The sequence below is a fragment of the Halopseudomonas sabulinigri genome, from assembly GCF_900105255.1.
Classification (GTDB): domain Bacteria; phylum Pseudomonadota; class Gammaproteobacteria; order Pseudomonadales; family Pseudomonadaceae; genus Halopseudomonas; species Halopseudomonas sabulinigri.
This window is the reverse complement of record NZ_LT629763.1, coordinates 1,021,970-1,035,378: the sequence shown is the minus strand read 5'-3', so window position 1 is coordinate 1,035,378 and position 13,409 is coordinate 1,021,970. Positions and strand designations below refer to the sequence as shown.

At 60.7% G+C, this 13,409-nt stretch carries 10 protein-coding genes and 2 tRNA genes; 3 read left to right on the top strand and 9 right to left on the bottom strand.

The features are described from left to right. Positions 1-25: 25 nt before the first annotated feature. The 3 genes from htpX to BLU26_RS04555 all read right to left on the bottom strand — a co-directional run bounded on the left by htpX (position 26) and on the right by BLU26_RS04555 (position 2,734). Complete coding sequence (gene htpX, locus BLU26_RS04565; RefSeq protein ID WP_092284271.1) at positions 26-919, bottom strand: protease HtpX; 894 nt, start codon at positions 917-919, stop codon at positions 26-28. A 163-nt stretch (positions 920-1,082) separates the two neighbouring features. Then, on the bottom strand, positions 1,083-1,514 hold the full coding sequence (locus BLU26_RS04560; RefSeq protein ID WP_092284269.1) for a hypothetical protein: 432 nt from the start codon (positions 1,512-1,514) through the stop codon (positions 1,083-1,085). Positions 1,515-1,522: 8 nt separating this feature from the next. Further along, a complete protein-coding gene (locus BLU26_RS04555; RefSeq protein WP_092284267.1) occupies positions 1,523-2,734 on the bottom strand; it encodes a pyridoxal phosphate-dependent aminotransferase in 1,212 nt (403 codons plus the stop codon). A gap of 343 nt (positions 2,735-3,077) precedes the next feature. On the opposite strand from BLU26_RS04555, the gene BLU26_RS04550 reads away from it, so the two are divergent. Continuing rightward, positions 3,078-3,563 carry a glutathione peroxidase gene (locus BLU26_RS04550; protein ID WP_092284265.1) on the top strand — a complete coding sequence of 162 codons (486 nt, stop codon included), beginning with the start codon at positions 3,078-3,080 and terminating at the stop codon, positions 3,561-3,563. A 22-nt stretch (positions 3,564-3,585) separates the two neighbouring features. Here BLU26_RS04550 and BLU26_RS04545 read toward each other — a convergent pair whose 3' ends face one another. From BLU26_RS04545 to BLU26_RS04535, 3 genes are all read right to left on the bottom strand, one after another. Beyond that, positions 3,586-5,934, bottom strand: a complete 2,349-nt coding sequence (locus BLU26_RS04545) for an ATP-binding protein (protein ID WP_092284264.1) — start codon at positions 5,932-5,934, stop codon at positions 3,586-3,588. Positions 5,935-6,159: 225 nt separating this feature from the next. Continuing rightward, positions 6,160-6,819 carry a glutathione S-transferase family protein gene (locus BLU26_RS04540; protein ID WP_092284263.1) on the bottom strand — a complete coding sequence of 220 codons (660 nt, stop codon included), beginning with the start codon at positions 6,817-6,819 and terminating at the stop codon, positions 6,160-6,162. 68 nt (positions 6,820-6,887) lie between these two features. Then, positions 6,888-7,655, bottom strand: coding sequence for a hypothetical protein (locus tag BLU26_RS04535; RefSeq protein WP_157719300.1), 768 nt, complete (start codon positions 7,653-7,655; stop codon positions 6,888-6,890). A gap of 414 nt (positions 7,656-8,069) precedes the next feature. Between BLU26_RS04535 and BLU26_RS04530 the strand changes: the two genes are divergently transcribed. Continuing rightward, positions 8,070-8,145, top strand: a tRNA-Glu gene (locus BLU26_RS04530). A 16-nt stretch (positions 8,146-8,161) separates the two neighbouring features. Further along, positions 8,162-8,237, top strand: a tRNA-Gly gene (locus BLU26_RS04525). A 600-nt stretch (positions 8,238-8,837) separates the two neighbouring features. Here the strand turns inward: BLU26_RS04525 and BLU26_RS04515 are convergent. From BLU26_RS04515 to BLU26_RS04505, 3 genes are all read right to left on the bottom strand, one after another. Next, positions 8,838-9,239, bottom strand: coding sequence for a PA2817 family protein (locus BLU26_RS04515; RefSeq protein ID WP_092284259.1), 402 nt, complete (start codon positions 9,237-9,239; stop codon positions 8,838-8,840). An 87-nt stretch (positions 9,240-9,326) separates the two neighbouring features. Then, complete coding sequence (locus BLU26_RS04510; RefSeq protein ID WP_092288361.1) at positions 9,327-11,894, bottom strand: acyl-CoA dehydrogenase; 2,568 nt, start codon at positions 11,892-11,894, stop codon at positions 9,327-9,329. A gap of 148 nt (positions 11,895-12,042) precedes the next feature. Further along, positions 12,043-13,353 (bottom strand): spinster family MFS transporter, encoded by a 1,311-nt coding sequence (locus tag BLU26_RS04505; protein ID WP_092284257.1) that lies wholly within the window; start codon positions 13,351-13,353, stop codon positions 12,043-12,045. Between the last annotated feature and the right edge of the window lie 56 nt (positions 13,354-13,409).

The following is a 13,409-nucleotide window of genomic DNA, read 5'->3' as shown; positions in this document are numbered from 1 at the left end:
TTCCGCTCCAATTGCTTGCAGCTAGTTACCGATAGTTTCCGGCCCGCAGCGCGGCAATGCGCTCATCCAGTGGCGGGTGGCTCATCAGCAGGCCGGCGAGACCGTGCTTGAGGCTGCCGTTGATGCCGAATGCGGTCATCTCGCCGGGCAGTTCCACCGGAATGCCCTGTTCGGCTTTCAGGTGTTCCAGCGCGGCGATCATGGCGCCGGCGCCCACCAGTTGCGCGCTCGCTGCATCGGCGCGGAACTCACGCTGGCGGGAGAACCACATGACGATGATGCTGGCCAGAATGCCCAATACCAGCTCGGCAAAGATGGTCGCGACAAAATAGCCAATGCCCGGGCCGCTGCCTTCGTTCTTGAATACGGCGCGGTCGACAAAGTTGCCGATGATGCGCGCAAAGAACATCACGAAGGTGTTCACCACGCCCTGAATCAGGGTGAGGGTGATCATGTCGCCGTTGGCGACGTGGCCAATCTCGTGGGCCATGACGGCTTTGACTTCCGCCGGGCTGAAACGCTGCAGCATGCCTTCGGAAACGGCGACCAGCGAGGCGTTCTTGTTCCAGCCGGTGGCAAAGGCGTTGGGCGCGCGGGACGGGAAGATGGCCACTTCCGGCATGCCGATGCCAGCGGTGCGGGCCAGTTCTTCCACGGTGCTGACCAGCCACTTTTCCTGCTGGGTCTGCGGCTGCTCGATCACGCGGGCACCGGTGCTGCGCTTGGCCATCCATTTGGATAGAAACAGCGAGATAAAGGAGCCGGCAAAGCCGATCACGGCGCAGAAGATCAGCAGCGCCTGCAGGTTCATGCCGCCCTGGCCGTCATGGATGTTGCCGACGCCCAGCAGGCTCAGGGTAATGCTGGCGACCAGCACGACCGCAATGTTGGTTGCCAGAAACAGCAGTATTCGCATCATGGTTTGGGTATTTCCTGTGTAGAGATCAATCAGCTCGCGCGGCGTTGCGCTGCGAGGCTCTATTCTGAGCTTATATTGGGCGAGCGGGGTGGGCTTTCAATGCTGACTCTATGACAAAAGGTTTCACAGTCAGGTTGCGTGCAGGGGCGGGTAGCGACTGTGGTTATTTGTCGCGGGGTAAAAAGCAGAGTTGCACGGTGTCGTAGAGCTGGCTGCTGGAGCCGCTTTTGAGAGCATCACGCAGGCGCTGAGCGAGCGTGGCGCGTTGGCGGGCAATGCTGGCAGGCAGCTCAGGGTCACGTTGCGCGCTGTCGGCCTTGGAGAGCAGTACAAAGGCACGTTCGCTAAGGCAGGCCTGATCGATGGCTTCCTGGCGAATGGTGTCGCCATAGCGCAGAAAGCCTTCATCGGCGAGCCATAGCATGGCGCTGAAGCAGGCGAGATGGCGCGGCGCAGGCACGCCGAAGGCATCGGGCTCGTGCTCACCAATCAAATCACTGACAAAGAGTGCGGCGGGCTGCGGGAAGCGGTTATACAGCGCCACCAGGATGCGGGCTACATCCTGGTGGAAGTCTTCGATATGCAGGTCAGCCACGCAGCGCCTTACTGTTTGTAGGTCTTGAGGAAGTTGGCGATGCGGCCGATGGCCATTTCCAGATCATCCTTGCGCGGCAGCGAGACAATACGGAAGTGATCCGGCCACGGCCAGTTGAAGGCCGTGCCCTGCACGATCAGGATCTTTTCCTGCAGCAGCAGGTCGAGCACCATTTTCTCGTCGTTATGGATCGGGTAGACCTTGGGGTCGAGCCGCGGGAACAGGTAGAGCGCGCCCTTGGGCTTGGTGCAGCTGACGCCGGGGATTTCGTTGAGCAGCTCCCAGGCGGTATCGCGCTGTTCCAACAGGCGGCCGCCCGGCAGGATCAGGTCGTTGATGCTCTGATAGCCACCCAGCGCGGTCTGGATGGCGTGCTGCGCCGGCACGTTGGCGCAAAGACGCATGGAGGCGAGAATCTCCAGACCTTCCAGGTAGCTCTTGGCGTGCTGCTTGGGCCCGCTGATGATCATCCAGCCAGAGCGGAAGCCCGCGACCCGGTAAGACTTGGACAGGCCGTTGAAGGTCAGGCACAGGACATCGGGCGCCACGGCAGCCACGGACTCGTGCTCAACGCCGTCGTACAGGATCTTGTCGTAGATTTCATCGGCAAACAGGATCAGGTTGTTCTCGCGAGCCACCTGCGCCAACTGCTCCAGCACCTCGCGCGGGTACACCGCACCAGTGGGGTTGTTGGGGTTGATGATTACCATGGCCTTGGTGTTGCTGGTGATCTTGCTGCGAATGTCTTCAATATCGGGGTACCAGTCCGACTGCTCGTCGCACAGGTAATGCACCGGCTTGCCGCCCGAGAGGCTGACAGAGGCGGTCCACAGCGGATAGTCGGGCGCCGGGATCAAGACCTCATCGCCGTTGTTCAGCAGGCCTTGCATGGCCATGACGATCAGCTCGGAAACGCCGTTGCCGAGGTAGATGTCGTCGATGCCGACATTGGGGATGTTCTTGGTCTGGGTGTAATGCATCACCGCCTTGCGGGCGGAGAAAAGACCACGCGAATCACTGTAGCCCTGCGCGGTAGACAGGTTGAGGATAACGTCCTGCAGGATCTCTTCCGGCGCTTCAAAACCAAAGGGCGCGGGGTTGCCGATGTTCAGCTTGAGAATGCGGTGGCCTTCTTCTTCGAGGCGCTTGGCGTGGCGCAGCACGGGGCCGCGAATGTCGTAGCAGACGTTGGCCAATTTGTTGGACTTGCTAACCTGCATGGTGCTTACCTTGTGGATCCAGGGCTGATGAGCATGTCAGGGAGGGAGGTGATGTTCTGTCATCCCTGAGCGATTGTAAAACGACCATCATACGTCTTGCGTGGCTCACTGTGAAAGCCTGTGTTGCGGATTCCGGGTGGGGAAAATGCAGAAAATGTGTAGCTGTACTGGTGTGCTGGCGGTTACCTCCAAAAGCGGTAGTTGCCCCTCAGGCCGTACCCATGACTTTACCGGTGCGAATATCGTCGTGCTTTTTTTAATTGCGCGCAAATAAATTGCATGCAAATTAATATGCGCTAAGCTGTGCTCACTTAACGCGAATAACCCAAGGAGTATTGTCGTCATGGCTGAACAACTGCTGCAGATCCCCTGTACCACCATCGATAACCGTGAAAGCAGCCTGGCAGAGCTGGATGGCAAGGCGTATCTGGTGGTCAACACCGCGAGCAAATGCGGCTTCACCCCGCAGTACAAGGGGCTTGAGGCGCTGTGGCAGGATTATCAGGCCAAGGGGCTGCGCGTAGCCGGATTTCCGTGCAATCAGTTTGGGGCGCAGGAGCCGGGTGATGAGGGGCAGATCTCCGAGTTTTGCGAGCTGAACTACGGCGTCAGCTTCCCACTGTTCAAGAAGGTTGACGTCAACGGCGACAGCGCGCACCCGCTGTTTGTGCAGCTCAAGTCGCAGGCGCCAGGGTTGCTGGGCAGTAAGGGCATCAAGTGGAACTTCACCAAGTTTCTGGTCGATGCGCAGGGCAAAGTCGTCAAGCGTTACGCCCCAACCACCAAGCCGGAAGATCTGCGGGCGGATATTGAGGCGCTGCTCGGCTAGGCCTTAGGCACTCTTCAGCCGCTCAATCGGCTGAAGGGTTGCTAAGCCAGCGCTGCAGTATGGCCTGCAGGTCTTCACGCTTGAAAGGTTTGGCCAGGTAGTCACTCATGCCGGCCTCTTGGCAGCGCTGGCGGTCTTCGTGCAACGCGTTGGCGGTGAGGGCGATGATCGGCAGATTCTGCCAGCGCGGGTCGGCGCGCATGCGCCGGCTGGTCTCGTAGCCGTCGAGAACTGGCATGTTGCAATCCATCAGCACCAGCGCGTAGTCGTTTTCCTCCAGCAGATGCAATGCGATCTCGCCATGTTCGGCCAGATCCGCTTCATAGCCCAGGCGGCTGAGCATGCCCTTGGCAACCATCTGGTTCACCGCGTTGTCTTCCACCAGCAGCAGCCTTTGGCCGGCCGGCAAGGCGATATTTTCAGTGGTGGGCTGGCTTTCTCGCACAATGCCGAACAGCTCGTCTATCGCCTGCGCCAGGCGGCGGCGGGCCGGCGGCGCCGCGACCTGCTGCAGAATACCCAGTTTGTGTGCTTTCTCGGCTGAGAGCAGTCGGCTGTAGCTGCACACCAGCAGTCGCGGCGTCTCGGGTTCCAGCCCTTGTAGTCGTTGCGCGAGGGTCGGGCTGTCGAGCAGCCAGAAGTCTTTGCCGTCCGGTACCTGAGGCAAGGGGCTGAGCAGTTGGTAATCCATGACCGTGCAATCCATACCCCAGCTGCGCAGCAGTTCGTTGAGCACCTGGCCCTGCAGGTGGCCACTTTGATTCCAGATCAGTACCGAACGTGCTGCGGGCTTGGGAAAAACGGGTTGCTGGTCGTGGCTGGCGAGTGGGATCAACACGCTGAAGCTGCTGCCCTGGCCGAGGGTCGAGGTGACGGTCAGCACGCCGCCCATGGCGTCAGTCAGGCTGCGGCACAGCGCAAGACCCAGCCCGGTGCCGCCAAAACGACGGGAGATATGCGCGTCGGCCTGGGTGAAGGGCGAGAAGATGCTTTCCAGCGCCTCTTCGGCGATGCCAATGCCGCTGTCCGACACGCTGATACGCACCTGCTGATCGGCACTGCCACCACGCTCAAGGTTCAGAGTAAGGGCCACATGGCCCTGCTCGGTGAACTTGAGCGCGTTGGACAGCAGGTTGCTGACGATCTGGCGGATACGCGTGGGGTCGCCGAGCAGCATGCCCGGGAGGCGTGGATCTATACGACAGGTCAGTTCGATATCCTGCTTGCCGGCATTCTGTGACAGCAGGCTGGCAGTTTCTTCGAGCAGTGCGCCCAGATCGAAGGGGATGCGCTCTAGCTGCAACTTGCCGGCTTCAAACTTGGACAGGTCGAGAATGTCGTTCAGCAGGGCCACCAGCACTTTGCCAGAGTCGTAGGCTATGGAGAGCTGCTGCTTTTGCTCGTTGTTCAGCGGGCTGTCGAGCGTCAGGCCGATCATGCCGAGCAGGCCATTGATGGGGGTGCGAATCTCGTGGCTCATGTTGGCCAGAAAGGCCGAGCGCGCGCGGGCCATATCGAGCGCTTCTTCGCGCGAGTACTCCAGGTCTTGGTTCGAGCGGCGTAACTGGGCGTTGGTTTCCTGCAGCTCATTGGTGCGAGACTCGACGATGCTTTCGAGTTCTTCGAGGTATTTGCGCAGACGCTCTTCGGCGCGCAGCTTCTGGCGCATGTTGACGTCGATGCTCTGCAGCTGACGGTTGATTACCTCTACCAAAGCGCCGATTTCGTCGCGCTCGTGACCATCAGGGCAGGGCAGGCGGCTGCGTTCGCCCTCGGTCTTCATGTTCAGCAGGTCGTTGATCAGGCGCACCAGGGGCTTGGTCAGCATGCCGTAGAACAGCACCATCAGAATCAGCGACAGGACCAGGCTGAGAATAAAGCCCGACAACATGGTCAGGCCGGCGCGGCGCAGGAAGCTTGCCCCTTGGTGGAAGGTATCCACTTCGATCACCAGGTGGCCCAGCAGCTCATTGGGTGCGTGTTCTACATAGAGCGGATGTGAGTAGTCGCGGCGGCGCTTGAACAGCGCATCGCTGACCACGCGGTAACGGCTGGTGGCCATGGGGCGGCTGACGCTGGCCAGGGCGATGCCGTTGTTATCGATGATTTCCGCGCGGATCACCGGCGGCGCCTGCAGCAAGCCGTTAACCAGTTCCAGGGCAAGTTCAGCATCAATGTTGTACGCAATACGCGAGGCGGGGCCGAGGCTGACGTTGATCTGGGCCTGCACCGCTTCATCGATGGCGGCATCTTCGGAATGGTAATCAACGGTCACCTGAATCAGGCCCAGCAGGGTGCCAAGAATGAAAGCGCCCAGCACGCCCATGCGGGTTTGCTTGAAGGACAGGCGGTTGGTGAGGCGGATATCCATATGGGTTGCTGCGATCCTTATCGGCAATCTCTTGGCAAAAGCTTAGCGCACTATCGCCATCAGGGTGACAGCATGCCGTAACAGCGCGGATCGCTCAGCCGAGGCGGTGCATTGTCGCACGGTTACGCGGGTTGGGTGGCAGCAACGTATTGGCGTTTTTGACGGCGCTGAAGTGCTACCGGGCCCGGCTGCGCAGATGGCCGCGCCGCCCGGTAGCTTACCGCTTCAGAGGCGGCCGGTCAGCTTGGCAACCTGCTGGTGCTCGGTTGGCAGAATGGCCGAAACGCTGGCCCGCGAAGTGACGCGGCTAAGCAGCGAAGACAGGCCGGGCCAGCGGTACTCGTCAATCAATTCGCCGGCATGGGCCATGTTGATCAGCTGCGTGCACACGGCAATATCTGCCAGGCTGAACTGTTGGCCGAGAAAGAAGGGCGCGTTGCCGAGCTCTGCTTCCAGGTAGTTGAGCAGAGGTGGCAGATGATGGTCGAGCGCGGCCTGAATCATGGCTTGATCAGGCTGTTCACCATAGTTTGGCGCCACCACACGCTGAAAGAACAGCGCAAAGGTGCTGTAGGGGGCCAGCTCATAATCGGCATATTTTTCCAGCCAGCGAACCCGGGCCGCCTGCTCGGGTGATGTGCCGTACAGCGGTTGGCCGCCGCGGCTTTCATGCAGGTATTGCGCGATGACGGCGGAGTCGGCCAGCTTGAAGTCGCCATCCTGGATCGCGGGAATGCGCCCAAGCGGGCTGATATCGGTATACCAATCCGGTTTGTCGCGTGGCGGGATGTGCTTGTGCTGGTACTCGATCTGCTGCTCTGCGAGCTGGATCCGAATCTTGCGTACGTAGGGCGACAGTATGGCGCCGTAGAGGGTCAGGGCCATTGGAATTCCATATGGGGTCGTTATCGGGAGGAGTGGCCAGCACTAGCTGGCCACGGGGCGTCTTGGTTCTAATCGTCGTAGACGGCGTTTTTCTTCCACTGGTCGTCGGCGCTTTCCATTTGCTGCAGGCCTGCATCCAGTTCACTCGGCTGGCCGCTGGCTGACTGATCTTGCGCTACAACGGCAGCCTCGGCGCGTTGCAGAAGAGCCTTGTATTGCTTCAGGTGCTCGCTAAAGGCCGGGTTGTTCAGTTTGGTCAGGTAGGCGATGGCACGCTCATATTGCAGCTTGGCGACCCGCGGCTTGCCCTGCTGCATGCCTTGCTTGGCGGTGGCGTTGAAGGTGTCCAGGTTGGCGGCGACCAGAAAGCGGCGAATCTGGCTGGACCAGTGCGTCAGCGTGGCCTTGTCGATCAGGCCGTCAGCCTGCGCCTGCTGCAGCTGCTTGTAGAGATTCTCCAGCTGGATGCGCGCTTCCTTGCCCTTGGCTTCGGAGTCCAGGGTAACGGGAGCGTTGCTGGGCACCTGGTTCTGCTCAAGTTGCGCGCGCGAGGCGGCCAGGCGCTGACTGACGTCGCCGGCGTTCTTGTTGATGCGAGCCAGCTTTTCCAATAGTTGCACTTCAATCTGCAGTAGCAAGGTGCCCAGCTCCGCCGGCAGAAACTGGCCGGGCAGGGAGGCCATGACGCTGTTGCCGATCTTGATGCGCGCGGACACCTCGGCAGATTGTCTGGCGCGCTCCAGCCGCGCGCGCTCAAGCCCGTGACTGATAAAGCCGATGCTGACCAGAACCAGAAGTCCGGCAGCCAATAAACCGCCAATTAGGAGTGGGGACACGTGTTTGTCTCTCTTCTTGTGTGCCTAAACGTCCTGAGCCAATGCAACCTTGCCTGTGGCTACGGGTCGCAATGCTCCGTTTACAAGACTGCCAACCTATTTGAAACAATGGTCGCACAGTCAGTGAACTATCACTTTAGCATCATGGCTGAGACAGCTTGAGGCGACAAGCTTTTTTCCGCCGCTGGTCGGCTTGTTGTGCAGGGCCCGGTTTTTGGGTCCAGCCCTCATTACACAAGCGCTTGACGAGCGGTGGGGTGGCTCGTTGCTGACGAAGATGAAAAAAACCTGAAAAAAGATTGGGTTGAGGGGTTGACGATATTTCAGACCATGCATAAAATGCGCGCCACTTGCAGCGAACAACACGCAGCAAGTAGCCAGGGTTAACACCTCGGCACAGAGAAGTCCGGATACGTCCCCTTCGTCTAGTGGCCTAGGACACCGCCCTTTCACGGCGGTAACAGGGGTTCGAGTCCCCTAGGGGACGCCATCACGGCGTCAGTTTTGCGGGAATAGCTCAGTTGGTAGAGCACGACCTTGCCAAGGTCGGGGTCGCGAGTTCGAGTCTCGTTTCCCGCTCCAGAAGTAACAAAACAGCCGCTCACGTAGCGGCTTTTTTGTGCCTGCGATTTGGTCGCTGGCGCAGGTCTCAGTGGTAGAGCACGGCATTGCCGAGGTCGGGGCGAGGCGCGTAGCCTCGCGAGTTCGCGTCTCGCTTCCCCCCAGAAGTAACAAAACAGCCGCTCACGTAGCGGCTTTTTTGTGCCTGAGATTTGCTCGCTGGCGCAGGTCTCAGTGGTAGAGCACGGCATTGCCGTGGTCGGGGCGGGGCGCGTAGCCTCGCGAGTTCGCGTCTCGCTTCCCCCCCCCCAGAAATAACAAAAAAGCCGCTCATGTAGCGGCTTTTTTTGTGCCTGAAGAAAACTACCTGCCTGGCCGTTGCCGCTTGCTGGTATGTCAGAGAGGCTGGGTTCTTGCTCGGGCTGTGCCGGTGCGCTTGAGGTTGCGGGTCGAGACGGAGCTCGGCGTTGCCGGCTGGCGGCTAGCCGGTGCGAGGCTTTGAGGTGGCTATCTGGAAGGGCTGGGTACCATCCCGGCTAGCGGCGTCGCACCGATGCCGGTCAAGGTGAAACTCGAGCTGACCGGGCGCGGCTCGCCGCAGGCGTTGGGATGGTGCGAGCCTCAGTTGCTTTGAATCAGTTGCCGGGCTTGTTGCCAATCGAAAGCTTCACCGCGCGCCTCAGCGTCGGCACGGTGCTCATCCAGCAGTTGGTACTGGGCGATTTCTTCGTCGGGCATGAAGTGCAGGCAGTCGCCACCAAAATACCAGAGCAGGTCGCGGGGGATCAGGTGGGCGATTTGCGGGTAGCGGCTGATGATCTGGCAGAGAATGTCCTGGCCCAGGTACAGGCTGTCGTGATCGCCTTGCTCCAGCTGTTCCAGCAGCTCGTTGAAGCGTTCCATAAACAGCTCGTTGCTCTCTTCCGGCACCTGTTCCAGCAGGGCCGATTGCGCGCGCAGCGTGTCGTACAGGCTTTGTAGCAGGGCAAGGTGATAGGCGTGGTAGCTAAGCGGGGTGGTCATGGCGGGACTCCTGATTACTCTGGCGCGGGAGTCTAACAGAAAGCATGGTCTGGCGCGTGGCTGCTGCCGACACGCCAGAACATTGGCTCAGGCTTTATCTTCCGGTGGCGGGAAGGGTTGGTTCTCAAGCATCGCTTCCTGCTCTGAGGGTGCGGTTTTTGCCGGGTTATTGTCAGCTTTCTTGGCCGATTTGCGCGTTTTCGCCGGGCTGGCGCTTGCTTGGCGCGCTGTGGGGTCCATTTCTTCCTTGGAGAAGTCATCCACGTCGATCACGGCGCGGCGGGCGATGCGGGCCTCGCGCACCAGCTCGGCTTCGTCGGGACTGATCACGCCGGATTCGGCTGCCACGTTGAGCATGTCCGCATCGCTGTCGTGCTCCAGTTCGCCCTTGTGAATGGCCTTGGCAAGGCGCGCTTCGATGGGGTCGGCGAGCAGCACCTTTTCCAGAGTGGTGTTGACCAGGCCGGTGACGTCATTCGGGTCGGTGCTCTGATAGCAGCCATCCAGCAGACGGTCACGCGCGGCGCCGGGCGTCATCAAGCGTCTGGCGACTTCCGCGCCCACCGCATCTGCAGGTGGTGTGAGGCGGCGGCCGAGCGGGAAGACCACGACGCGCAGCAGGCAACCCATGCGTGGATCAGGGAAGTTGAGCAGCACCTCGTGCAGGCTTTGCTCGATCTTGAACAGCAGGTCTTCTACGCCCCACTGGACAAAGGGTAGATCCTCTTCGTGGCGACCCTGATCGTCAAAATGCTTGAGCGTAGCGCTGGCCAGGTACAGATAGCTCAACACGTCGCCGAGCCGTGCAGAAATGCGCTCACGGCGTTTCAGCTCGCCGCCCAGCATCAGCATGGTGCAGTCGGTGACGGTGGCAAAGGCAGCTGCCAAGCGCGACAGTTGGCGGTAGTAGGCTTGCGTGGCGGGGTAGTCCGGCGTGTCGGCCAGACGGCCGCCGGTCAGCCCCAGCAGCAGGCTGGCAGAGGCGTTGCTCAGCGAAAAACCGATATGACGGAACAGCAGGTCGTCGAACTCGGTCAACGCCGCGTTCTGATCCTCATTCTGAGTGGCCTGCATCTCCTTGAGTACAAAGGGATGGCAGCGAATGGCGCCCTGACCGAAGATCATCATGCTACGGGTGAGAATATTGGCGCCTTCCACGGTGATGGAAATGGGCACCGACTGATAGGCGCGGCCCAGGTAGTTGCTCGGCCCCATACAGATACCCTTGCCGCCGTGCACGTCCATGGCGTCGCTGACGGTTTGGCGCATGCGTTCGGTCACGTGGTACTTGACCACAGCCGAGAGTACCGAAGGTTTCTCACCCAGATCGACAGCGCCGGCGGTCATGGTGCGGGTGGCGTTCATCACGTAGGTGTTGCCGCCAATGCGGGCGAGCGCTTCCTGAATACCCTCGAACTCACCAATTGGCAGGTTGAACTGGCGGCGGATGCTGGCGTAGGCGCCGGTGGTCATGCTGGCCATCTTGGCAGCGCCTGTGCCGCCGGCAGGCAGCGAAATGGAACGCCCGACGGACAGGCAGTTCATCAGCATCATCCAGCCCTGGCCGATCCGCTCCTGGCCACCGATCAGGTAGCTCATGGGAATGAACACGTCCTTGCCTGAGTTGGGGCCGTTCATGAAGGCGGCATTGAGCGGGAAGTGGCGACGCCCGATCTTGACGCCCTCGGTATCGGTGGGGATCAGTGCCAGGGTAATCCCCAGCGATTCCTCATCGCCCAGCAGGTGGTCGGGGTCGTAGGCCTTGAAGGCCAGGCCAAGCACGGTAGCGACCGGGCCGAGGGTGATATAGCGCTTCTCCCAGGTGACCCGCAGGCCGATCACTTCTTCGCCTTCCCATTGGCCCTTGCAGATGATGCCCTTGTCGGTCATTGAGCCGGCGTCAGAGCCAGCTTCTGGCGCGGTGAGGGCAAAACAGGGGATTTCCTGTCCGGCGGCCAGGCGCGGCAGGTAATGCTGCTTCTGTTCTTCGGTGCCGTAATGCATCAGCAGCTCGGCCGGGCCAAGCGAGTTGGGCACCATGACGGTGGAGCCCAGGTCACCGCTGCGGCTGGCCAGCTTCATGGCGATCTGCGAGTGGGCGTAGGCGGAGAAGCCCTTGCCGTTGTATTCCTTGGGGATGATCAAGCCGAAGAAGCCGTTGTCCTTGATGTAGGACCAGGTTTCAGGCGACAGGTCCTGCCGCTCGGTGGTGACCTCCCACTCGTTGGTCATGCGGCAAAGCTCTTCCACCGGGCCGTCGAGAAAGGCCTGCTCTTCGGCGCTCAGGCGTGGGATGGGGAAGCTGTGCAGTTTGCCCCAATCAGGGCGGCCGCTGAATAGCTCGCCGTCCCACCAGACGGTACCGGCATCAAGGGCTTCCTGTTCAGTGTCGGACAGCGGTGGTAGTACTTTCTTGAACCAGCTGAACAGGGGGGCGGAGATCTGATTGCGGCGCACATCGGGGATGTTCAGCGGGATCGCAATCGCCAAAAAGACGACCCAGAGCACCAGGTCAATGACCCAGGGGGCCGGTCCCAACAGGGTCATCGCGAGCAGGTAGGCACCTACACCCAGGCAGGCGTTCAACAGCGAGGTTCGGACGTAGGCGAGGGCGGCAATGCACAGCACCAGGCCGAGCAGCCAAAGCAGAGTCAGCATGAAGTTTTCCTTCTTCCGGAGGTCCAGCTGTCAGCATAGACGCTTTCACTGCAGGCGCCGGTGCTGACAGACGTTATACCAATGGACAGGGAAGAGGCCCGGCGGTTCCGATTGCCATGCGCAACCGCCAGGAGGTGCTTGCGGATCAGCCGACCAGGTTGTCGGTATCCTGCTTCAGGGTTTTACCGGCCAGGTAGTAGTGCGCCGAGGCCCAGACGTTGACGAAGGTGGCGGCCAACAGCGCATAACGCAGGCTCTCACTTTCGAACCAGGCGCGCATGACGTCGCTGGCAATACCAATCAGCTGCGGACCAAAGCCCAAGCCAAACAGGTTGAGGATAAACAGCATGATGGCCGACGCCAGCGCGCGGCTGCGCAGCGGTGTCAGGCTCTGAATCATGCCGAAGCTGGGCCCGAGATAGAAGGCACCGAGGAAAGCTGCAGGCATATAGAACGCCAGCGCCAGATAGGTGTTGTCGACCAGATAGAAGGCGCAGATGAAGGGGATGGACAGCATCTTGGCGATACCCACAATCCAGGCATTCCAGCGCGCATCCTTGGCGGCCAGGTGGTCAGCCAGCATGCCGCCGATGTAGGCGCCCAGGCCGCCGACGATGCCCAAGACCGGGCCGAGGAACATGCCGACTTCGCTCGGCGTCATGCCGTGGCTGCGAATCAGGAAGGCCGGTGCCCAGACGATGGTGCCGTAGCCTACCAGTGCGGTCAGGGTTACGCCGCAGACCACGTGGCGGGTAGTACGGACTCGCCACAGCGAGGCAAAGCCGGCGCGTACGTTTACCTTGCCCAGCGGCGGCGGTTTGACGCCATCGGCAAAGCCGCGTGGCGGTTCTATCATGGTGTAGCGCACCAGCAGGGCGATCAGTAGTCCGGGAGCGCCGACAATAAAGAACGCGGCACGCCAGCCCCACCACTCAGCGACAAAGCCACCAATCAAAAAGCCCAGCATGATGCCGAAGTAAACGCCCAGGGCGTAGATCGACATGGCGCTGGAGCGCTTTTCCTTGGGGTAGAGGTCAGCGATCATCGAGTGGGAGGAGGGGCCGGAACCGGCCTCGCCAATACCGACGCCGACGCGGGCGATAGCCAGTTGCCAGAAGCTCTGTGCGGTGCCGCAGACGGCGGTCATGGCACTCCAAATCGCAATGGACCAGGCAATGATGTTGCGGCGGTTGGAACGGTCGGCGAAAACGGCAATCGGAATGCCCAGGGTGGCGTAGAACAGCGCGAAGGCGATGCCTGACAAAAAGCCCATCTGGGTATCCGACAGCATCAGGTCGGCCTTGATCGGTTCGATCAGGATGCCCACGATGTTGCGGTCGATGTGGCTGGAGGTGTACGCCAGCACCAGAAGGATCAGTGCGTAACGGCGATAGGCTGGGGTGATGCGACTGGCTGTATCGGTCGCCTCAACCGGGGTATCCGGCGTAGTGGCCATGGGAGTCTCCGGGGTTGCTTGTTGTTGTGCCGGCGAGGATACGATGTCTCCCTGTG